This window comes from Labrys sp. (in: a-proteobacteria) (assembly GCF_047605565.1).
GTDB lineage: Bacteria > Pseudomonadota > Alphaproteobacteria > Rhizobiales > Labraceae > Labrys > Labrys neptuniae.
In genome coordinates, this window is sequence record NZ_JASGFM010000002.1 from 279,679 (window position 1) to 299,975 (window position 20,297).

Here is a 20,297-nt window from a genome sequence, read left to right on the forward strand (position 1 = left end):
GTCAGCCCCGCTTCAGGATTGACTCGGCTTCCGTGACGAATTGTTCGCCCCCTTGCTCGGCTGTCGTGCCGAAGGCGACCTCCTGGCTGATGCGCAGCAGCACGAAGGAGATCTCGCCGGCGCCCTTGGGCGGGGCGGGGGGAAGGGGGCCGACATAGGGGTCGAGCTTGCCGACATAATCGACCATCTGCCTGCTGACCTCGTCGAGCGAGGCGGCCGCGAGGTCGCGCATGGCGGGCGAGGCAGGCACGCCCCGTTCCACGCCGAGGATCTTGACGCCGGCCGGATCATGTACTGTGAAGTTGGCCAGCTTGACGGCAAGCTCCGGCGCCTTGGTATCCGAGGAGACCGACCACATCTGCGAGGGCTTGAGATAGTGGCCGGGCTTGCCGCCGGTCGTGACGGGATAGGCCGTGATCGAGAGCTTGGCCTTGCTGAGCTGCTGGGCGCCGATGAACTGGTTGGAATGCAGGAAACTGGCAGCGGCATAGCCGAGGGCCAGCGGCGAAGTCTCCAGCGTCAGCTTGTCGAGAGCCTGGATGTCGGCGGTGACACAACCGCCGGAATCCCGCAGGGCGCCCCACAGCTTGAACCAGTCGGCCGCGTCCTTGGCATCGAAGGCAAGCGCGCCCTTGTCGTCATAGAGAGCCTTGCCCCGCTGCCGCAACCAGAGCTCGAAGGCCGGCTCGAGGCCGCTGGCATCGACGGAAGCGTAGAACTTCTTGCGCTTGTTGGCCTTGCCGAAGGCCTCGCATTTGCTGGCGAATTCTTCCCAGCTCGTCCCGAATTTCGGCGGCTCCACGCCCGTCTGCTGCCAGGCGGCCCCGTCAAGGGCCATGGCGGAAGAATTGACGCCGAGATTGATGCCGTAAAGCTTGCCGTCGACGCTGCAGGATCCCAGATTGGTCTTGCCGAAATCGGTGATGTCGAGAAGATTGCCCAGATATTGATCGAGCGGCACGATCGCGCCGCGGCGGGCATATTCGAACATATAGCGGTAATCCATCTGCACCAGGTCCGGCGCATTGCGTCCGGCGACCCGCGTGGCGAGACGGGGCCAGTAGTCGCTCCATCCGGTGAATTCGGTCTTGGTGTCGATACCGGCATTGGCGGCCCGGAAGGCGTCCACCGCCTTGTTGGTGCGATCGGCCCGCTCCTGCGAGCCCCACCAGAATACCCTCAGTTGCTTGTCCTGGGCCCGGACCGGGCTGCCCAGCATGATGGAGGCGGCAAATCCGCATCCGGCTCCCAGCATGGCACGACGACTGACGAGATGGGCACTCATGGCTTCCCCCTTTTCCGGTCCGTTTGGGTGGTCGAAGGCCGGTTTTTCTGCGTTCCTGTCTTTGTACTCGTGCGTTTCGATATCGATATGACGTTACGTGACATTACGCGCCGCCACGGCATGCAATGTCAGAGTTTGTAGGCGCGCTTGGCGAGGTTATAGGCAAGGTCCACGGCGATCTCGGCGGCCTCGTCCTCCTCCAGGCGATGATCGGCGACCAGCCGGGCGAGGAAGGCACAGTCGACGCGGCGAGCCATGTCGTGGCGAGCCGGGATCGACAGATAGGCCCTGGTATCGTCGTTGAAGCCGACCGTGTTGTAGAAGCCTGCCGTCTCGGTCGCGAGTTCACGGAACCGGCGCATGCCCTCCGGGCTGTCGAGGAACCACCAGGGCGGCCCGAGCCGAAGCACCGGATAATGGCCGGCGAGGGGCGCGAGTTCCCGACTGAAGGCCGTTTCGTCCAGGGTGAAGAGCACGATGGTGAGACCGGGCTCGTTGCCGACGGCGTCCAGGAGAGGCTTCAGCGCCTCGACATAGCTGGTTTGCCTCGGAATATCGGCACCGACATCGGGACCGAAACGGGTGAACAGCGCCGGATTGTGGTTGCGGTGGGAGCCCGGGTGGATCTGCATGGTGAGCCCGTCCGTGAGGCTCATCCGTGCCATTTCGGTGAGCATCTGCGCCCGGAACAACTCGGCATCGGCGGCCGAGGCTGGGCCGGCAAGCAGACGAGCGAACAGTGCCATAGCATCGGCCCTGTCGAGATCGGCCGTGCGGGCGCTGGGATGGCCGTGATCGGTCGAGGTCGCCCCCAGCGACTTGAAGAAGGCGCGGCGTTCGCGATGCGCCATCAGATAGCCGTCCCATGTGGCTGGCTGTCCGGTGAGATCGAGGAGATGGCGAACCTGGCTGCGGAAATCGGCGCGGTCGGCGTCGACGACGGCATCGGGGCGATAGGCCGGCAGGACACGTCCCTTCCAGCCGGAGGCACGAATGGCCTGATGGGCCTTCAAGGCGTCGGTGGCGCTGTCCGTGGTAGAGATCGCCTCGATATTGAAGCGGTCATAGAGCGCGCGCGGGCGGAATTCCGGCCGTTGCAGCGCGGTCGCGATCTCATCGTAAAGGCGGTCGGCATTGCCGGGTGCCAGGCGCTCGGTGATGCCGAAGCCGCTCTCCAGCGAATGCTCGAACCACAAGCGGCTCGGCGTGCCCCGGAACAGGTACCAATGGTCGGCGAACAGCCGCCAGATCTTGCGGCCATCGGCTTCGACATCAGTCCCATCGCGGCTGGGAATGCCGAGCGCTTCCAGCCGCACGCCCTGCGAATAGAGCATGCGGGTGATGTAGTGGTCCGGCTTGACGAATAGCGTGGCAGGGTCGGGGAAGGCCGCATCCTCGGCATACCAATTGGGGTCGGTATGACCATGCGGGGAGAGGATCGGCAGGCCTGCCACCTGCCCATAGAGGCGGCGCGCAATGGCCCTGGCGTCCGGTTCGATCGGCAAAAGCCTGTCTGGATGAAGTGCCATGCGGGGCTCGGCCCTGTTCTGGTTGGCGTCTCCTCTTGACGTTGGCTTTAACACTAAGATACTAGTGTGTCAAAATCTGATCATCGCGATGCCGCGAGAGGTCGCATCAGGCCGGGGCCATGGAGAGCCAGGACACGAGCCATTCGCTGGAAATCCTGACGGCGCGAGGCAAGGCGGCGCAGTCCGGCGTTCGCCCGAGGCGGCCGCGCGTTACCACGGCGACCCTGATCTATGATGATCTGCGCGAGGCGATCCTCGGCATGCGCCTGGTGCCCGGCACGCCTTTGCAGGAAAAGGCGCTGACCCAGCGTTTCGGCGTGAGCAAGACGCCGGTGCGCGAGGCCCTGATCCGCCTGGCAGAGGACGGCCTGGTCGATATCTTCCCGCAATCGGGAACCTTCGTCTCGCGGGTGCCGGTGGCCGCTATTCCGGAGGCGGTGGTGATCCGCCAGTCCCTGGAGGACACGGCGGTGCGGCGCCTGATCGAGATCGCCACGCAAGCCGATATCGCCACGATCGACGCCATCCTGGCGCGTCAGCGCCTGCTGGCCGATCTCAGCGACAAAGATGCCTTTCACGAGGCGGACGAAGCCTTTCATCAGGCCATTGCCCAGATCGCCGGCTATCCCAGCATTCCGCGCCTGCTGCGCCAGATCAAGGTCCAGATGGACCGGGCACGGCGGCTGACCCTGCCGGTGGCGGGCCGGATGCATCAGGTCATCGCCGAGCACAGCTTCATCCGCGATGCCATCGCCCGCCGCGACGTCGAGGTGGCCAGCAGGGCCATGAAGGCCCATCTGAGCGCCGTGGTTCCCGATATCGACAGGCTGCGTTTGCAATATCCCGATTATTTCGTCTGAGCGCTCCGGAGAAGGATCCCGTTCCCGGGCGCCGTCAACAGCCAGAACCGCATGAGGAAACGCTATGACGATGCAAGCGACGAGACATGAGGAAGGGGCCGAGCGGCATCGGGTGGCCCTGGTCGGCACCGGCCATCGCGGCGCGGGTATGTGGGGCAAGGAATTGCTGCAAGGCTGGCGCGACCGGGCCGAGTTCGTGGCGATCTGCGACGTCAACGAGATGCGGGCCACGGCCGCGCGCACCGCGATCGGCACCAATGCACCCGTCTACACCGACGTCGACGAGATGCTGGCGAGCGTGAAGCCGGAGATCGTCATCGTCTGCAGCCGTGACGACACCCATGACGAGATCATCGTCAAGGCGCTCGAGGCGGGCTGCCGGGTGATCACCGAAAAGCCGATGACCACCACGCCGGAAAAGTGCCGCCGCATCCTCGAAGCCGAGGCACGCACCGGCCGCCCCGTCGACGTGACCTTCAACTATCGTTTCGCGCCCACGGCCGCCCGCATCAAGCAATTGCTGCGCGAGGAGACCATCGGCACCGTCACCTCGGTCGATTTCCACTGGTATCTCGACACCCAGCATGGCGCCGACTATTTCCGCCGCTGGCACGCCAAGGAGGCTCATTCGGGCAGCCTGTTCGTGCACAAGGCCACCCATCATTTCGATCTGCTCAACTGGTATCTGGACTCGGTGCCGCGCGAGGTCTCCGCCTTCGGCACCCAGCGCAATTACGGTCGCAACGGGCCGTTCCGCGGCGAGCGTTGCCAGACCTGCGTCCATGCCCAGGATTGCGACTTCTATTTCGACATGAGCGGGGATCCCTGGCTGACCATGCTCTACGAGGATCCGTCGGCCGAGGACGGCTATGTGCGCGACGGCTGCGTCTATCGCGAGGACATCGACATCGCCGATACCATGACGGCGATGCTGCGCTTCGAGAACGAGGTGATCGTGTCCTATTCCCTCAACACCTTCATGCCGATCGAGGGCTATCACCTGGCCTTCAACGGCACCAGGGGGCGCATCGAGGTTCGCCAATATGAGCGCCAGGCCTTCGCGACGCCCGACCATGACGAGATCGTGCTGATGCGCAATTTCGGCGATGTCGAGCGTATCAGGGTGCCGCATGCCGGTGGCGGGCATTTCGGGGGCGACGACCGCCTGCGCGACATGCTGCTGCGCCCGGGCATGGCCGATCCGCTCGGCCAGCGCGCCGGCGCGCTGGCCGGTGCGATGTCGATGCTGTGCGGGGCGGCGGCGCTGGCCAGCATGAAGTCGGGACGCCCGGTCAGGCTGGCTGAGCTCGGAGGCCTGCCAGCCTGAACGGGAGGACGGGTCCTCGTTTTCTGACCTGAATCTTTGCATACCGCCTGAAATCGAATGAGTTTACGGGGGCGGTGCTGCCCCTCACCGTACCTCTCCCCGTAAGAACGGGGCGAGGAGGCGCAAGTGTTGCGATTGATCTTCGGAGCTCTCATCTCGCCCCACCGTTGGGCGAGATGAGAGGTTTTCGGCATAAACTCGACGTCAAAGTCCCCTCGCCCCGTTCTTACGGGGAGAGGTACGGTGAGGGGCTGCGCGACCTCAATAACAAGGGAGTGAAGTATTCCCCTCAGATGGCGCCGGAGGTGTCGCAGGAGCGGATCTGGCCGCTCTTCAGGCCGGTAACGAACCAGCGCTGGCGCTGGGCAGCCGTGCCATGGGTGAAGCTGTCGGGCACGACATAGCCCTGCATCTTCTTCTGCAGCATGTCGTCGCCGATGGCCTGGGCCGTCTGCAGCGCGCCTTCGATGTCGCCCTGTTCGATGAACTTGAAATCCTGCTGGGTACGGTTGGCCCAGACGCCGGCCAGGCAATCGGCCTGCAGTTCCTGGCGCACCGAAGCGCCGCCGGCCCCGGCCCCGCCTTCGCGCAGGAGGCCGAGTTCGTCCTGCACGTGGTGGCCGACTTCATGCGCGATCACATAGGCCTGCGCGAAGGCGCAGGCGCCCTGGCCGGCCGGGCAGGCGTTGAAGCGGTTGCGCATCTCGTCGAAGAATTCCGTGTCGAGATAGACCTTCTTGTCATTCGGGCAATAGAACGGGCCCATGGCCGATTGCGCCGTGCCGCAGGCCGAACGCGTTACGCCGCTGAACAGCACCAGCTGGGTCGGCTGGTAGCTCTTGCCCCGGACCTGTTCCTGGAACAGCTTGGTCCAGGTATCTTCGGTCGAGCCCAGAATCTTGCGCACGAAGGTTCCCGAAGCGTCGTTGGCGCCGCCTGCCTGGCTGGAGGGGCGTGGCTGCTGCTGTTCCTGGACCTGCGGCTCGCCTCCGCCGCTGAGGCCCTGCAGGGCATTGAAGGCCGCTTCGGGGCCGACGAGGAAATAGAGCGCGGCCACGATCACCAGGCCGCCCAGGCCGATGCCGCCCCGTCCACCCGGGAAGCCTCCGCCGCCGCCACCGCCGCCGAAACCACCGCCTTCGCCGCGACGATCGTCGACATTGTCGGATGCGCGCATATCGTCGAGTTTCATCGCCCTGTCTCCTGCTCCCCGGATGCCGGCCTTTCACCGATGTCGGGCCGGCACGGTGATTTGTGCTGTGCAAGCCATACCCAATAAATATGTCTTCGCAAAGCCTGTTACAGGGGTTCTAGGTGGTGCTTACGTAAGGAAATATAGTTTTCCCAAAATGTGCCCTCTTGTTTGGTACAAGCAGCGGTAAACGACAGCACTCTCCCGGCGAAAAAAGGAGCCAAAGGGGCGTTTGCCTCAGGGCGCATCCTGCTCCAGGGCGGTGCGGATGGCGCGGAAGTCGCGCCAGGCCAGGCGCTTCTGCACCGGCTGGCGCAGCAGATAGGCCGGATGCAGCGTGGCGATCGCCCGGATGCGCTGGCCGCCGAGATCATAGTCGAGCCAGCGCCCGCGCAGTTTCAGGATACCGTCGGTGACGCCGAGCAACGCCTGGGCGCTGCGGGCACCGAGGCAGACCAGGACCTTGGGGGCGACCAGCTCGATCTGCCTTTCGATGAAGGGACGGCAGATCGTGGTTTCCTGCGGGGTGGGATCGCGATTGCCGGGCGGACGCCAGGGCACGACATTGGCGATATAGGCCTTGGTGCGGTCGAGCCCTATGGCAGTCAGCATGCGGTCGAGCAACTGGCCGGAGCGGCCGACGAAGGGTTTGCCCTGGATGTCCTCGTCTCGTCCGGGTGCTTCGCCCACGAACATCACCTTGGCGTCGGGAGCACCGTCGGCAAAGACGAGACGGTTGGCCGTGGCCTTGAGGGCGCAGCCGTCGAAGCGCTCGAGCAGGTCCCGCAATTCGTCCAGCGTGCGGGCACTGCGCGCCTGTTCGCGGGCCGCCAGTTCCACCGCGTCCGGAGAGGTGGTGAGCAGGGTCGGTGCCGGGGAGGCCATGCGGGGCTGCGCCGTGGCAGCAGGAGGCCTGCGCGCCGGATCGGGATTGGGCGCGGAACGCATGGGGGAGGAGGCGGGGGTAGCCTGGGCGCTCTCGGCAAAGCGATCGAGCGGCTCGTCCCCGATCGCCACGTCCACGCCCATATCGGCATACCATTGCAGCAACGCGACGATCTGTTCGGGAGGCATGGACGCGGACATCATGGCGAAAGGATAGAGCAAAGCTTCCAGAGTTGGAACAGGCTGGCAGCCTCTGTTAACTCCCCATCAAGGTTAATGCATCATCAATGGGCTCATCGGCGACGCCGTGTTGGTTGAACCTGTGAGTCTCGTCCATGCTGCTGCGCCGGCCCGTCATCATCGCCCTTCTGCTCTGCGCCGGAGCCACCAGCACGATGATGTATCGCCGCTCGACAGCCGTGCAGGCGAGCCCGGCCGTTGCCGCCAGCATGCATGGCGCCTTGCAGGGCGGCGTGGGTGTGCTCGGCGCCCGGCGTGCCTCGGTGATGCGAGCCGGCCTGTTCGCGATGCCGCAGCTCAGCCTTGCCGATATCGGCTCGGCGCCGCAGGCGGCCTTCGGAGACGGCTTCACGCTGCGCGCCATGCCGGCCAGCCTGACACTGACGCCGAGCCGAAGCGATTTCATGCCGCTTCCCGACGATGTCGGTCCACCCAGCGCGCCGATCCGTGACGCCACCAAGAAGGGCATGACGATCTGGCCCGAGGTGATCCGGACCGCCAAGGGCGACCGCCGGCCGGACCGGGGTGCCGGAGAGAACGTCGCCTATATGGTATCGGGCGATCCGCATGTGCTGATGCCCAAGACAGGTGCAAGGCCGATGGGGCGTCTGTCGCGCAAGCTCCAGCCGCCCGAGACCGCCGAGGGCCTGCAGCAATTCCAGCCGTCCCGGCTCAGCGCCATCGTGGTCACCAAGCTTGCCGAACGGCTCTCGATCGCCGACGCCGAGCTCGGCGGGCACGACGGCGCCGTCCCTCTCGATCATTCGCTGGCGCCGGCCGGCGGCATGTCGCCGGCGGCGAGCCGTCCCGATCTTGCCAGTTTGACCAGCAGCACCACCCGTGCCGACGAAGCGCTGCCTGTCGAGCTCGCCATGGCCGAGCCGGGTGCCCTCCAGCCGGTGGTGGCCCAATCTTCCATGACCTTGGCGAACGTACAGCCGGTGATGACGCCCGACGATGCCCAGACCCTGCCTGAGATCGGCAGCGACGAAGGCTTGACCGATGCGCAGAAGAAATCGCGCATCGCCGGCCTGCCAGGGCTGGACGACGGCAAGGCCCGCCCGCTCGACCTGCCGCCGGCCGCGTTCACCAAGGCACAGATGTGTCTGGCGACGGCGATCTATTTCGAGGCACGCGGCGAGAGCCGCGAGGGGCAGGTGGCCGTGGCCCAGGTCATCATCAACCGCCTGCGCTCACCCTTCTATCCCAAGAATGTCTGCGACGTGGTCTATCAGGGCGCCAGCAACAAGCGCTATGGCGGCTGCCAGTTCTCCTTCGCCTGCGATCTCGTCGCCGACAAGGTGACCGAGAAGGAGCCCTGGGAACAGGCCCTGGTCCTTGCCGAGCGGGTGATGAACGCCAAGGACTGGATCCCCGAAGTCGGCAACGCCACGCATTATCACGCCAACTATGTCCGTCCGCGCTGGGTGCGCGACATGCGGGAGAAGGACAAGATCGGCAAGCATATCTTCTATCGCGTCAAATGGTGGGCGTGACCGGCAACTCTCCTGGAGAGGACGTCCACAGGTCCTGTATCCGGCGGGATACCCGAGAGCCGAATTCTCGCGTATGGCTGGCATCGAAGTTGCGTTTGTTGATGGCATGTTTATCGCATCGTCGATGCGAGCGTCGTGAAGCAAACCCAAGATCATCGATGCGGCAATTGTTGCTGCTGCATTGGCGCGCTACGCTTGCAGTGACGGCAAAGACCTTGTCCGTGATCAAGCAACCTCGATTGCCGGGCCGATCGTCGGCGATCACATCCTGACTCCGCGCGGAGCCCGCGCTGTAATGACCTGCCACGGGTGAGCATGTCCGAAGAAAGTGCCTTCCTCCTCATCGGCCTCCTGGTGCTCGCCTTTCCGGTGCTGGCGATCGTTGCCTTTGTGATGACGCTTGGCCTCAGGCGCAGGGTGCAGGAACTGGAGGAAAGGGTTCGCCAGCTGGCGGGCCAGCGCCCGGTGCCGGGCGACGCCGTCAGGGCCGCTACGCCGGCCTCTCCGGCGCCGACCGAGGGGAAAAGGGCCGCTGAACCCGTACGGGAAGCGGCTGCGTCGGTTCCCGCTGTCGCGCCTGTCGACAAACCGTCGACTGTCGAACTGGCGCCGGCTCGGCCGGAGCCGGCGGCTTCCGCACAGACTGCAGGCCGCGCGGCGCCGGACAGGCCCAAGGTCAGCCTCGAGGAGAAGCTCGGCACGCGCTGGGCCGTCTGGGTCGGAGGGCTGGCGCTTGCGCTCGGCGGTGCCTTCCTGGTGCGGTATGCCATCGAGGAGGAGCTTCTCGGTCCCGGTGCGCGCATCCTGGCCGGTCTTGCCTTCTCCCTGGCGCTGATCGCTGGCGGCGAATATCTGAGGCGCCGGCCCGTGGCGCCCGCCGCGAAACAGGCGGCCTACATTCCCGGCGTGGTTACGGCCGCGGGCACGGTCGCCCTGTTCGCAACCGTCTATGCCGCCTATGCGCTCTATGACTTCCTCAGCCCGGCGCAGGCCTTCGTCCTGCTCGGCCTGGTCGGCATCGCCACCATGTATGCGGCGGCGCTGCATGGTCCCTGGCTCGCCGGCCTCGGCCTTGTCGGCGCCTATGGCGCGCCCCTGCTGGTGTCCTCGAACCAGCCCAATCCCTGGGCTCTCGCCCTCTATGTCGTGGTGGTGACGGCAGCCGCCTTCATGCTGGCCCGTATTCGGCTCTGGCGCTGGCTCGCCATCGCCGCTGGTATCGCTGCCTTCTGCTATGGCTTCGTCCTGGGAAGCATCATGGGCGAGGACACCGGCGCCATGGTGTTCTACATCCTCGCTTTGTCCGCCTTGGTCGGCGCGGTGCTGATCTACGAGCCCCATCACGGCAAGACCTATCAGCGTTTCGATCCCATTGGCCTCGGCGCGGTCGCGGGCCTTGCGGTCCTGGCCGTCTCCTTTGCCGGCGCGGATGTGTTCGGGCATGCCTCGCTTGCCACCTTGCTGATCGTGATGGCACTGGCGCTGGCGGCTGCGCTCGCTTTCGACGCGCTGGCCCCGGCGGCCGTAATCGCAGGCCTGGCAGGGCTTGCCTGCCTGTGGATCTGGCCGATCGGTGGGCAGATTGCCGCCGAACCATTGGTGGTGGTGCCAGGCCACCTCTATCTGCCCTTCCTGATGCCGGACGCGCTCCAGGCCTATCTTGAGATCGCGATCATTCCGGCTGCCGTGCTGTTGCTGGCCACCACGATCAGCCTGATGCGCCATCCAAGGCCGCAACGGCCGGCATTGGCGCTGGCACTGGCGGGGACGGCAACCCCGATCTTCGCCCTGGCGATCGCCTATCTGCGCATCGAGAGTCTTCGTGCCAGCCTGCCCTTCGGGGCCGTGGCGGCCGGGCTTGCGCTGCTGTTTGCCGCGACGACCGAGCGTTTCCTGAGGCTCGAGGGGCAGGCGGCGCAGGATGAGGCATCGGGGGCGGGTTCCTCCCTCCATGCCGTCGCGAGCGCTTCGGCAGTGGCGCTGACGCTCACCTTCCTGATCACCGATTCCCCGCTCACCCTGGCTTTCGGCCTGTCGGCGCTCGGTGCGGCCTGGGTCTCGACCCTGCGGCCGCTGCCGGCCCTGCGCTGGTGCGCGGCCGGATTCGTCCTGCTGGTGCTGGCGCGCATGGGTGGAGCCTGGACCCTGGCCGGTGCCAGCCTCGAACGCTTCCCGGATTGGCCGGATATCGTGCTGCGTTATGCCGTACCGGCCGCGGCGTTCTACTATGGCGGCATTCTCCTGCGCCGGCGCAAGGCGGACATTCCCGCCGCCATCCTCGATCTCGGCGCTATCCTGCTCGCCTGCGTGGCGGTGGTCTTTGCCATCCGCCTCGGCCTGCGCGGCGCCGAGGAAGCCGCCCATCCCGGCATGTCCCTCGCCGAGGCCGGGCTCTACACGGCGCTCGCCTTTGCCGCATCGATGGCGCTGGTCTATCGCTCCGGGGCGACCACCAGCGTGGTGTATCGAGCGGCGGCACCGATCAGCGTCATCATCGCGCTTTGCCTGACGGTCTCGGGGCCATTGATCACCGCCAATCCTGCCGTCAGTGGCGAGATGATTGGCGGCGGCGTCCTCTTCAACACCTTGCTGCCCGGCTATGCCCTGCCGGCGCTGCTGGCGGGAGCGGCGGCGCTGTTCTGGCACTGGTATGGCCGCGCCGTCGGCCAGGGTGAAAACAAGAATTTGGGCATGGAGAATGCGCCCTTCGCCCTGCTATGCGGGGTCTGTGCCTTCGTACTGGGCTTTGTCTATGTCACGCTCGAGGTGCGCAAGATCTTCGCCGATGGCGTGCCCGATTTCGACACGATCTCTTCGGCCGAGAATTGGGGGTACACCATCGCCTGGCTGCTCTACGGCCTGATGCTGCTCGCCCTCGGCATCTGGGCGAAGGCGCGCGCAATCCGTCTGGGTTCGGCCATCGTGATCATGCTCGCGGTTGCCAAGGCCTTCCTGTTCGACATGTCGGAGCTGGAAGGGATCTGGCGTGCCTTGTCCTTCATGGGGCTCGGCGTCGCCCTGATCGGCATCGGCCTCGTCTATCAGCGCCTGTTGTTCGGACCCAAACTCGGATCCGGGCAGGAACCGCGGCAGTAGCAGTGGATGGCTGGTATCGAACCATGTCCCGACAATGTCTTGCAGCGTCTCAAGCCGGGAATCGTCTTGTTGAACTTTGCCGCAAGCCAGTTCGCCCGACAGCACCAAAACCATGGCAGGCTGGCCGACGACATCTGGCTGGACCGGACGCAAGGCAATCCGCCACCCGAGGAGGTTGCTCGGTTCGAGGCCGCATATGAGGCAAGACGCGCGGCCTGGACGGCGGATCCCGCCTTCCTTTCGGCCATCGGGCGGCTGCAGGGTGTTGGCGTGGACTGGGCGTTCAGCCATGAAAGCGATGTCAGCGGCGAGTTCTCCCTGCTGCGCCTGTACATCGCCGCCGACGATCTCGGCGCTCTGGAAGCGCTGGCCGCCGAGAATGCCGGCTATGTCACGCCCGAGGCGAAAGCCTCGGCCGCCGAACGCTTCCGCATCTTCATGCTGCGCAACTATCATCCCGACTGGCGGCGCAACCGCCAGCTCTATGCCGATGTGGGTGGCTCGCCCTATGCGGCTCCTGCTACCTGGTCGCGCGAAACCTGAAAGCAGAGGCCTTCCGTCCCGCAGGCCGCGCATTCGGTGTCATCGGCCCGTCATCGGCCTGCGCCATGGTCGCGGCCATCGAGCTGTCCGTTCCTCGACGGCAATGCGATGTTTGACCTTCCCCTGGCCTGGCCCCCGCGCCGGGCCTCTTTTTTGGGTGGGCTGCCGAGCGGTGCTTTCCTGTCGATACGCCCTACAACTGCAAGGCGAAAGGCACGCCTTCGAAGCAATCCTCGCCACGGCCGATGGCGTCGATCGCAGCCAGCATGCGGCCATTGCGGCCGAGCCGCATATCCGCCAGCGCCACGATGCGGCGGTTCGGGGTGGCGGTGGGCGACAGCCGGCGGATGGTCTGCGCCAGCTCATGCTCGTCGAGTGACGGGTTGAGGGCGCAGGCGACCGTGAAGGCCGCTGCCGTCGAACGGCTGACCCCGGCATAGCAATGCACCACCAGCGGCGTCGCCTGGTCCCAGGCCCGGGCAAAGGCGAGAAGCTGGGAGAGGTGGTCCTCGCCAGGCAGGATCTGCCCCTCTTCCGCGAGCTCGACGATATCGTTCATGCTCAGGAAAAGGTGGCGGTCCTCCTCGATCGTGACGGGGCGGATCACCTTGGTGCCGGCATTGATCAGGGTCAGGATCTGGCGGGCGCCCGTGGCGGCAACGGTGGCTTCGAGGCGGGAGAGCGAACAGACATTGATTTGCATGGCGGTCACCGGAAGATCTGAGCAAAACGCTCGAGGAAGGCTTGCTGGGCCTCGGCCGCCGGCAGGGGCACCAGCCGCGTCTGGTCCATCGGCCGGGGCAGGGGGCGCGGATCGCCGAAGATACGGCAGGATTCCTCGATGCCGAAGCCGGCAAGCTGGGTCGCCTCGAGGAAGGCGGCCACGGTGTCGGCCTTCTTGGTCAGCGCCTTGATTGCCGGCGGGGGAGCGGTCGGCAGGCCGAAGCGCAGATGGATGGCCCCGAGCAGGCGGGCCTCCACGCTCTTGTAGCTCTCGCCGATCACCGCCTTGAACGGCGAGATCATGTCGCCGATCACATATTCGGGCGCGTCGTGCAGCAGCACCATCAGCCTGACCGCATCGGACTGGGCAGGCTCCATCGCATCGAGCACGTCGAGCACGAGCACGCTGTGCTGGGCCACCGAGAAGATGGCGTCGCCGCTGGTCTGGCCGTTCCAGCGCGCGACCCGGGCCAGGCCATGGGCGATATCCTCGATCTCGATGTCGAGCGGGGAGGGATCGAGCAAATCGAGCCGCCGGCCCGACAGCATGCGTTGCCAGGCCCGATGGGGAGTCGCTTTCTTCACGCGTGCCATGGTCAGCCCGGATGTCCCGCCTTGCCGAGCTCGGCGCATTCGGCATAGCGGAAGCAGTCGACGAGATGGTCGTTGACCATGCCGACCGCCTGCATGAAGGCATAGACGATGGTGGGGCCGACGAATTTGAAACCGCGTGCCTTGAGGTCCTTGGAGATCTTCTGAGACAGCGGCGTCTCAGCCTGGACATCGGCCGTGGTGCGCAGGGTGTTCTGCAGGGGGCGGCCGTCGAGGAAGTCCCATAGATAGTGCGAGAAGCCCTGGCGTTCCTCGATTTCCAGCCAGAGGCGGGCGCCGATGATGGTGCCTTCCACCTTGGCGCGATTGCGCACGATGCCGGGATCGGCCATCAGGGCTTCGACCTTTTCCGGCCCGTAAAGCGCGATCTTGGCCGGCTCGAAATCGTCGAACACCTCGCGGAAGCGCGCGCGTTTGCGTAGGATGGTGATCCAGGACAGCCCCGCCTGGAAGCCGTCGAGGATGAGCTTTTCATAGAGGGCGCGGCCGTCATATTCCGGCACGCCCCATTCCTCGTCGTGATAGGCGACATAGAAGGGATCGAGCCCGGGCCAGGGGCAGCGCTGTTTGCCGTCCGCATGAAGAATGACTGTGCGTTCCATGCCGCCTTCTTGCCATGGCGAAAGCCGACTCGGGAAGAGGGAAGAACATTTCGTGATCGGGTTGGGGCCGGAAAAGCCTTCTCCCGCAAGGGGAGAAGGCCCTCCGAGCCTTTCCTTGCCAGGGCGGCAATGCCACCTATATTAGTTCGATCGCCATCGAATTTTGTCGTGCCCTTTTCATGATCCCGATTTCAGTCCTCGATCTTTCGCCCATCGCCATCGGCAGCAATGCCGGGCAGGCCCTCCACAATTCGCTGGACCTTGCCCGCCATGTCGAGCGGCTCGGCTATAACAGGCTGTGGCTGGCCGAACATCACAACATGCCGGGCATTGCCAGTGCCGCCACGGCGGTGGCGCTCGCCCATGTCGCCTCCGGCACTTCCACCATCCGCCTGGGAGCCGGCGGCATCATGCTGCCCAACCATGCGCCCTTGATGGTGGCCGAGGCCTTCGGCACGCTGGCGGCCCTGCATCCTGGCCGTATCGATCTCGGGGTGGGCAGGGCTCCTGGTACCGACCAGATCACCGCCCAGGCGCTGCGCCGCAATCTCAACGCCGAGATCGACGCCTTTCCGCGCGATGTCATCGAGCTGATGAACTATTTCAAGCCGGCGAGCCCGGATCAGCGCGTGCAAGCCGTTCCAGGCGCGGGGTTGGCGGTGCCGGTCTGGATCCTCGGCTCCAGCCTGTTCGGGGCGCAGCTTGCCGCCATGCTCGGCCTGCCTTTCGCCTTCGCCTCGCACTTCGCGGCGGCCGATCTCGAAGGGGCGATCGCCATCTATCGCGGACGTTTCGAACCTTCCGAATATCTCGACAAACCCCATGTCATGCTGGGCATGAACGTGGTCGCCGCCGACACCGACGAGGAGGCCCACTTCCTGCAGAGCTCGCGGCTGCAGGCCTTCGTCAGCCTGCGCACCGGGCGGCCGGGCCTGATCCAGCCGCCGGTGGAGAATTACGAGGAGACCCTCGATGCTATCGGCCGTGCGACACTGCAGCACATGAACCATGCCTCGGTGGTGGGTTCGGCGGCGACCGTCAAGGCGGGTATCGAGGCATTCGTCGAGCGTACCGGCGCCGACGAGATCATTGCCACCAACATGATCTTCGACCATGAGAAGACCAAGCGTTCCTATGAGATCCTCGCCGGTGAGCTGATTGCCGCGCCGGCTCAGGTGAGCGTGTCATAGAGGCCGAGCGCCCAGACGATTTCGCCGAGCAGCGCCAGGATGGCGAAGACGAGCTGAAAACGCTGGTTGGATATCAAGATCGCGGCGGCGCAGCCGGTGATGTACAGGGCGAAACGTACCCAATATTCGGGGCCGAGGGCCGCAGTATAGTCTCTTCCCTTGATGAAAGTGTCGATGATGTCGAGGAAGAAGGTGCCGATCAGAATGCCGAAAAACCATTTTCGGCGGGACATGAAATAGTCCTCGAATCCCTTGTACTCATACATGGTGTCCGGAAAGAGCATCGTGCACATGAAGAAGAACACGCTCGCATAGAAGGCGACGAAGCCATAGAGCGGGAAGCTCCACTGCACGTTGACCAGATGGAATTCCCACCACCAGAACGAGATGATCTGCATCAGCATGAAGAAAGTCCATACCAGATGGACGCCGTAGATCTTGTGCTGGCGCGGATGCTGGACGAAGCGGGCAAGGCCGGTGAGCAGTCGGCCCATGCTGAGGCCGACGATGATGCTGATCACCGTGCGGACATGGCTGAGAACGGTGGGGTCGAAGGCGTGGGGCTGGTTCACGGAGGCATCCTCGCGCTTGAGGGCGGCAGCATGCCATTGCAACCACGACGCCCGGCACACTCACGAAGAGTCCCGCGCTCGGGCGGGTATGAAACTACTTTCCCAGCATTGCCCGGAATCACCACGGGAGCAAGACAGGCAGGGCAGGGGGTTGGGGAAGACCGCTTGGCGGCGTGTAAATACGGTGCCGACCGAGATTTAGTTTGGGCCGGAGTCACATTCTTGGGTCGCCATCTCGTCTTGAGGGCAGGACCATCAAACGGGAGAGGACGGCGTGCTCGACCTGCCCATTCAGGACACCAACCTGTTCAACGCATTCCGGCCTCGTCTCAAGAGCCTGGCCTACAAGATGCTCGGCTCGATCGCGGATGCCGAGGATGTCCTTCAGGATGCGTTCATTCGCTGGCTGCAGGCTGATCGCAGCCTCGTACGGGAGCCTGAAGCCTATCTCAGGCAGGTGGTGACCCGCCTGTGCCTGGACGAGCTGAAATCGGCGCGAGCACGGCGGGAGGCCTATGTCGGCTCCTGGCTGCCGGAGCCCCTGCTGCAGGAGGAGCCTTCCGAGGACATCACCCTGCCGCTTCTGCTGGTGCTGGAACGTTTGTCGCCGTGCGAGCGAGCCGCCTTCCTGCTGCATGACGTCTTCGGGGTCGCCTTCGACGAGATTGCGCTGACGATCGGCCGGGATGCCGCCGCCTGCCGGCAGATGGCGCGGCGGGCCCGCCTTCGCATCCGGTCGGAAAGACCTCGGTTTCTTCCGCAGGGGGCAAGAGGGCAGGAAATTGCTGCCGCTTTCTTCACCGCCTCGCGCACCGGCGACATAGACGGGCTTCGGGCTCTGCTCGCTCGGGATGTGACGGTCCAGGCGGATGGTGGCGGCAAGGTTGCCGCTCCTCCGCGCCCGATCGTCGGCATCGATGCCGCATTGAAGCTGATGGCTGCTTTGGCGAGGCTGTTCTCCGCCCAGATGTCGCAACTCCTGCGCTATGCCAGCGTCAATGGCTTGCCGGGGTTCGTGACCATCGAACGGGGATGCGAGCTCCAGACCACGGCCCTGGATGTCCGGAGAGATCGGATTGCTGCGATCTATGTCTGTCGCAATCCGGAAAAACTCGGCCACCTCGTGATCGACCGCACCGTCGCGAACCAGATCCGGCCTGCATCGAAAGGGACCTGCCAGTGACAAAAGCCACCATTGCCATCGTCTATCACAGCGGCTACGGCCATACCGCCCGGCAGGCACATGCGGTCGAGCAGGGGGCGACACAATTGCCCGACGTCGCCACGCTGCTGCTGACGGCGCAGGAAGCGCCGGAACATTGGCACAGGCTGGCATTGGCCGAGGCGATCATCTTCGGGGCGCCCACCTATGTCGGCGGGCCATCCGCCGTGTTCAAGGCCTTTCAGGAAGCCAGTTCGAATGCGGTGATGTCGAAAGGCCTCGGCTGGAACAACAAGATCGCGGCGGGCTTCACCAATTCGGGCTCACGGTCGGGCGACAAGCTCGCAACCTTGATGCAGATGGCCCTGTTTGCCGCCCAGCACGGCATGCATTGGGTCAATCTGGCCCTGCCGCCGGGCAATTGCTCCTCGGTGGGTAGGGAAACCGACCTCAATCGCTTCGGCTTCTTCCTCGGCGCTGCCGCCCAGTCCAACACCGATGAGGGGCCGGAGGTGGCACCACCCGAAGCGGATCTCGCCACAGCCCGATATCTCGGCCGGCGCGTTGCCGAGACGACCCTGCAATTCGTGCGGGGGCGCAATCCCGGTTGAGGCGGGTGCCAGGGTCAGGCCGTTGCCTTGTGCGCGCTGCTCGATGCGACCCACCAGGATGGCTTGTCGATCGTCAGGCCAAGACCTTCAGCCATCAGGCTTGCGCCGGCAGCCAGCCCTTCCTCCACCCTGTCGAGCCGGAGCAGGGCCAGTCCCCTCTTGCCAACCGAGGAGCCGAGCGTGCCCGCCGGCCGGTCGCCGATACGGATTTCCGTGCCGGCGGCCGGCAGGGTGGCGCTGGCTGTCACAGGCACGATGCGAGTGCGCGCAGTGCCGCGATGCTGCATGCGGCTGACGACTTCCTGGCCGACGAAGCAGCCCTTCTTGAAGTCGACGCCGGCGAGCATGTCCATCAGCACTTCGTGCGGGAAGGCCTCGCCGAGGCGAAAATCCTTGCCGCCTTCGGGAATGCCGAACTCGATGCGGCGGTCGTGATAGGCCGTGGTTGCATCGTCTGCCGTGGCTGCGACAGGTGCGAGAATGCGAAGCCCGAGTTCGGGCCGCCTGGGATCCGGGAAGATCAGAGCACCCTCGATGTCGACATTTTCGGGGGGCAAGGCAGCGTAGACTCCCCAAGCCGGCAAGGCCTCGACCGTCACCTTGGCGCGCAGCCGATAGAAATTGAGCCTCTTGGCGAAATCGGGGGCCAGGGCGGCGTCCGCATCGAGGTAGAGCCCGTCCTCGCCGATCGTGGCCAGGAAATCGAACAGGATCTTGCCCTGCGGCGTCAGCAAGGCACCCCATCGTCCCTGGCCGGGCTCGAGATGGGCGATATCGCAGGTGACGAGATTGGCGAACCAGGATCGCGCATCCTCGCCGCTGAGGCGGAGTATGGCGCGGTCGAGCAGATGGATCATGGCAAGGCAATCCCGTTTCAGCCCCTCCTATATGGCAATCCCTGTGCGCGGCGTGAAGAGGCGGCGGATTGGCGGTTGAAAGCTGGCGCTGCCTGGGGGAAAAGCGCAGGGTTTCAGCTTCGTCATCGAGGAGAGCGCCATGCCCCAGACCTTCGACCGCATCTTCCGCAATGGCGAGATCGTCAACCAGGATGGCCGGCATCATGGCGATGTTGGGGTCAGGGACGGGCGTATCGCGGCGCTGGGGGATTTGTCGCGGGCCAGTGCCGGCGAGGTGATCGACTGCACCGGCCTCACCATCCTGCCCGGCGTGATCGACAGCCAGGTCCATTTCCGCGAGCCGGGGCCGACGCATAAGGAAGATCTTGAATCGGGCTCGCGCGCGGCGGTCATGGGCGGCGTCACCGCTGTATTCGAAATGCCGAACACCGATCCCTTGACCGTGACGCCGGAGGCTTTGGCCGACAAGGTCAGGCGCGGCACGCACCGCATGCATTGTGATTTCGCCTTCTGGGTCGGCGGCACCCGTGAGAATGCCGCTGACGTCGCGGAGCTGGAGCGTCTGCCGGGCGCGGCCGGCATCAAGGTGTTCATGGGCTCTTCCACCGGCTCGCTGCTGGTGGAGGACGATGAGGGCGTGCGCGAGATCCTCAAGCGCACACGCCGGCGCGCTGCCTTCCATTCGGAGGACGAATATCGCCTGCGCGAGCGGCGCGACCTGCGCGTCAAGGGAGATGCCTCCTCCCACCCGGTCTGGCGCGACGTCGAGGCCGCGCTCAACTGCACGCGGCGGCTCGTCGCCATCGCCGAGGAGACGGGCGCGCCCATCCATGTCCTGCATATCTCGACGGCGGACGAGATTCCCTTCCTCGGCGCGCACAAGCGGCTGGTGACCTGCGAAGCCACGCCGCATCATCTCACTCTGGCTGGGCCCGAGGCCTATGAGAAGCTGGGCACGCTGGTGCAGATGAACCCGCCGGTGCGTGACGTCGGTCACCGCGACGGCATCTGGCAGGGCATCCACCAGGGCATCGTCGATGTCCTCGGTTCGGACCACGCGCCCCATACGCTGGAGGAGAAGGCCAAGCCCTATCCCGATTCGCCCTCCGGCATGACCGGTGTGCAGACGCTGGTGCCCGTCATGCTCAACCATGTGAACCGCGGGCGACTATCGCTGGAGCGTTTCGTCGACCTGACCAGCCATGGTCCCTGCCGGATCTTCGGCATGGCCGGCAAGGGCCGCATTGCCGTCGGCTATGACGCAGACCTCACCATCGTCGACCTCAAGCGCAAGGAAACCATCCGCAACGAGTGGATCGCTTCCAAATGCGGCTGGACGCCCTATGACGGCGTCGAGGTCACCGGCTGGCCGGTCGGTACCATCCTGCGCGGCGCGAGGGTGATGTGGGAGGGCTCGCTGGACGAACATTCGCGTGGCGAGGCCGCACGCTTCTGGACGGCGTGAGGCTGGGAGCGCGGACTTCCAGTCCGCTCAGACCGCTGACAAACCCCGCC

At 65.2% G+C, this 20,297-nt stretch carries 18 protein-coding genes; 9 read left to right on the top strand and 9 right to left on the bottom strand.

The window, feature by feature from the left end:
* Window position 1: 1 nt before the first annotated feature.
* Both QM672_RS03375 and uxaC read right to left on the bottom strand, forming a co-directional pair.
* Complete coding sequence (locus tag QM672_RS03375) at window positions 2–1,285, bottom strand: ABC transporter substrate-binding protein (protein WP_415080620.1); 1,284 nt, start codon at window positions 1,283–1,285, stop codon at window positions 2–4.
* Between the two features lie 128 nt (window positions 1,286–1,413).
* Window positions 1,414–2,814, bottom strand: a complete 1,401-nt coding sequence (gene uxaC / locus QM672_RS03380; protein WP_415080622.1) for a glucuronate isomerase — start codon at window positions 2,812–2,814, stop codon at window positions 1,414–1,416.
* Window positions 2,815–2,933: 119 nt separating this feature from the next.
* Between uxaC and QM672_RS03385 the strand changes: the two genes are divergently transcribed.
* Complete coding sequence (locus QM672_RS03385) at window positions 2,934–3,674, top strand: GntR family transcriptional regulator (RefSeq protein ID WP_311942198.1); 741 nt, start codon at window positions 2,934–2,936, stop codon at window positions 3,672–3,674.
* 70 nt (window positions 3,675–3,744) lie between these two features.
* The gene (locus QM672_RS03390) at window positions 3,745–5,001 is read left to right on the top strand and encodes a Gfo/Idh/MocA family protein (RefSeq protein WP_376717749.1); all 1,257 of its coding nucleotides are present in this window, start codon (window positions 3,745–3,747) and stop codon (window positions 4,999–5,001) included.
* A gap of 289 nt (window positions 5,002–5,290) precedes the next feature.
* Here QM672_RS03390 and QM672_RS03395 read toward each other — a convergent pair whose 3' ends face one another.
* Together QM672_RS03395 and QM672_RS03400 are read right to left on the bottom strand one after the other, a co-directional pair.
* Window positions 5,291–6,193, bottom strand: coding sequence for a neutral zinc metallopeptidase (locus QM672_RS03395; protein ID WP_367626599.1), 903 nt, complete (start codon window positions 6,191–6,193; stop codon window positions 5,291–5,293).
* 237 nt (window positions 6,194–6,430) lie between these two features.
* The gene (locus tag QM672_RS03400) at window positions 6,431–7,267 is read right to left on the bottom strand and encodes a uracil-DNA glycosylase family protein (protein ID WP_415080625.1); all 837 of its coding nucleotides are present in this window, start codon (window positions 7,265–7,267) and stop codon (window positions 6,431–6,433) included.
* A 146-nt stretch (window positions 7,268–7,413) separates the two neighbouring features.
* Here QM672_RS03400 and QM672_RS03405 point away from each other — a divergent pair, with 146 nt between their 5' ends.
* From QM672_RS03405 to QM672_RS03415, 3 genes are all read left to right on the top strand, one after another.
* A complete protein-coding gene (locus QM672_RS03405) occupies window positions 7,414–8,814 on the top strand; it encodes a cell wall hydrolase (protein ID WP_311942210.1) in 1,401 nt (466 codons plus the stop codon).
* Window positions 8,815–9,129: 315 nt separating this feature from the next.
* Window positions 9,130–11,910, top strand: a complete 2,781-nt coding sequence (locus QM672_RS03410) for a DUF2339 domain-containing protein (RefSeq protein WP_415080627.1) — start codon at window positions 9,130–9,132, stop codon at window positions 11,908–11,910.
* Window positions 11,911–11,979: 69 nt separating this feature from the next.
* Entirely contained in the window at window positions 11,980–12,453 is a 474-nt protein-coding gene (locus QM672_RS03415; protein WP_311942216.1) for a hypothetical protein, read from the top strand.
* Window positions 12,454–12,646: 193 nt separating this feature from the next.
* On the opposite strand, the gene QM672_RS03420 is transcribed toward QM672_RS03415, so the two are convergent.
* From QM672_RS03420 to QM672_RS03430, 3 genes are read right to left on the bottom strand one after another with little or no spacing between them, the layout of a single operon-like run.
* The gene (locus QM672_RS03420) at window positions 12,647–13,156 is read right to left on the bottom strand and encodes a tyrosine phosphatase family protein (protein ID WP_311942438.1); all 510 of its coding nucleotides are present in this window, start codon (window positions 13,154–13,156) and stop codon (window positions 12,647–12,649) included.
* 5 nt (window positions 13,157–13,161) lie between these two features.
* Entirely contained in the window at window positions 13,162–13,770 is a 609-nt protein-coding gene (locus QM672_RS03425; protein WP_415080630.1) for a hydrolase, read from the bottom strand.
* A 2-nt stretch (window positions 13,771–13,772) separates the two neighbouring features.
* Window positions 13,773–14,390, bottom strand: coding sequence for a DNA-3-methyladenine glycosylase I (locus tag QM672_RS03430; protein ID WP_415080632.1), 618 nt, complete (start codon window positions 14,388–14,390; stop codon window positions 13,773–13,775).
* A 179-nt stretch (window positions 14,391–14,569) separates the two neighbouring features.
* Between QM672_RS03430 and QM672_RS03435 the strand changes: the two genes are divergently transcribed.
* Complete coding sequence (locus QM672_RS03435; RefSeq protein WP_415080634.1) at window positions 14,570–15,580, top strand: LLM class flavin-dependent oxidoreductase; 1,011 nt, start codon at window positions 14,570–14,572, stop codon at window positions 15,578–15,580.
* Here the strand turns inward: QM672_RS03435 and QM672_RS03440 are convergent.
* Window positions 15,562–16,152 carry a hypothetical protein gene (locus QM672_RS03440; protein ID WP_367626595.1) on the bottom strand — a complete coding sequence of 197 codons (591 nt, stop codon included), beginning with the start codon at window positions 16,150–16,152 and terminating at the stop codon, window positions 15,562–15,564. The genes QM672_RS03435 and QM672_RS03440 overlap by 19 nt on opposite strands.
* A 274-nt stretch (window positions 16,153–16,426) precedes the next feature.
* On the opposite strand from QM672_RS03440, the gene sigJ reads away from it, so the two are divergent.
* Entirely contained in the window at window positions 16,427–17,335 is a 909-nt protein-coding gene (sigJ, locus tag QM672_RS03445) for an RNA polymerase sigma factor SigJ (protein ID WP_415080636.1), read from the top strand.
* Window positions 17,332–17,925: a flavodoxin family protein gene (locus QM672_RS03450; protein ID WP_311942233.1), complete on the top strand. Its 594-nt coding sequence runs from the start codon at window positions 17,332–17,334 to the stop codon at window positions 17,923–17,925. The genes sigJ and QM672_RS03450 overlap by 4 nt, the downstream gene beginning before the upstream one ends.
* Window positions 17,926–17,939: 14 nt before the next feature.
* On the opposite strand, the gene QM672_RS03455 is transcribed toward QM672_RS03450, so the two are convergent.
* Entirely contained in the window at window positions 17,940–18,782 is an 843-nt protein-coding gene (locus tag QM672_RS03455; RefSeq protein WP_311942236.1) for a folate-binding protein, read from the bottom strand.
* 139 nt (window positions 18,783–18,921) lie between these two features.
* Here QM672_RS03455 and QM672_RS03460 point away from each other — a divergent pair, with 139 nt between their 5' ends.
* On the top strand, window positions 18,922–20,247 hold the full coding sequence (locus tag QM672_RS03460; RefSeq protein WP_415080639.1) for a dihydroorotase: 1,326 nt from the start codon (window positions 18,922–18,924) through the stop codon (window positions 20,245–20,247).
* Window positions 20,248–20,297 lie beyond the last annotated feature (50 nt).